We start from the raw sequence: 1,140 nt of genomic DNA, 5'->3' as shown, positions 1-1,140 counted from the left end.
TCTGCATCAGCGCAAAGGCAATACGTGCCAGCTTGCGCGCCAGTTTAACCAGCGCTTGAACCGGTTTCAGCCCCTGTGTCAGGTATGTCTCGTAGAGTTCTTTCCAAGCAGGTGTCTTACGGGCAGCCATCGCAGCAGTGTAGAGCAGCCGTCGTAGCTCGGGGTCACCTTTCTTCGTGAGTTTTCTGCGCCCCCTCATTGTCCCTGAGTCACGGACCTTCACGTCCATCCCGAGGTAGGCGATAAAGGCATCACTGTTCTTGAATCGACCTCGATGGAAGGTGTTGGCCAGGGCCATGGACGTCAGCTCGCCCACACCTTCGATGGCATCGCAGCGCTGCGCATCGGCGTGCCAGCCCACATCAGCCAGGGCCTGCTTGATGCGCTGGGCGATCAGCAGCTCGATCCGGCGAATGTGCTGGTCCAGTTGCTTGGCAGCCTGCCTGAGCTCTGGCAGATCCTTCAGGCTCTGGCTCAGTGCTACTCTGGTCTGCACCAGCGCGACGCGGCGGCGCATCAGGCTCTGAACACGGTAGAAGGCGTCATGCGGGGGCACCCAGCGCTTGAGTTCATCGAGCTCGCGAACCAGGTAACGCAGGATGAGCCGGGCATCGGCCAGGTCGGTCTTGGCTCGTGTGCCCACCCCATCGCGGTAATGGCTGAGTTTGTAGGCGTCCAGCAAGTACAGCGGATGGCCTGCTTCATGAGCGAGCTTGGCCAGCTGTCGGTGATAGATGCCGGTGGCCTCCATCGCCATTCTGGAGCCACTTGGGATCGACTTCAGCCAGCGGCGGATGCTTGTGATGTTGTTGGGGATGGGCTCAACCTGATCAGTATCACTACGGGCAATAACCAGCTCAGCCTTGCTGACGTCAATTCCGACGAGGATGGGCTCTATGCTCTTGGCCATGATGACTCCTCCAAGCTAAAGTAGTCTTTGACTTGTCAGGGCTCACCAGACGCTGGCTTGCAACATATCGTCGGTCGGAGCGTGCTGTGCTCTGCCGATGGATTCTTTATTGGCGTTTTGGTGAGGGCGGGGCGGATTCTCCCACAGTCCGTACCGAAAGGTCGGAAGCGACGCTAGCCCCTCCACCCTGACAGGTCCCATTTTGGACCTGCAGGAAAACCATACAAGCG

The 1,140-nt window shown here is 59.0% G+C and carries 1 protein-coding gene; it reads right to left on the bottom strand.

What is annotated here, in order from left to right; translation table 11 throughout:
* The coding region (locus H6X51_RS19845) for an IS110 family RNA-guided transposase (protein WP_185269134.1) at window positions 1–910 on the bottom strand (910 nt) is incomplete at its 3' end.
* Window positions 911–1,140 lie beyond the last annotated feature (230 nt).

It is taken from the genome of Halopseudomonas xiamenensis, assembly GCF_014219065.1.
Taxonomy (GTDB): domain Bacteria; phylum Pseudomonadota; class Gammaproteobacteria; order Pseudomonadales; family Pseudomonadaceae; genus Halopseudomonas; species Halopseudomonas xiamenensis.
Note: the sequence above shows the minus strand (reverse complement) of the source record. Positions and strands in the feature narration are given on the sequence as shown.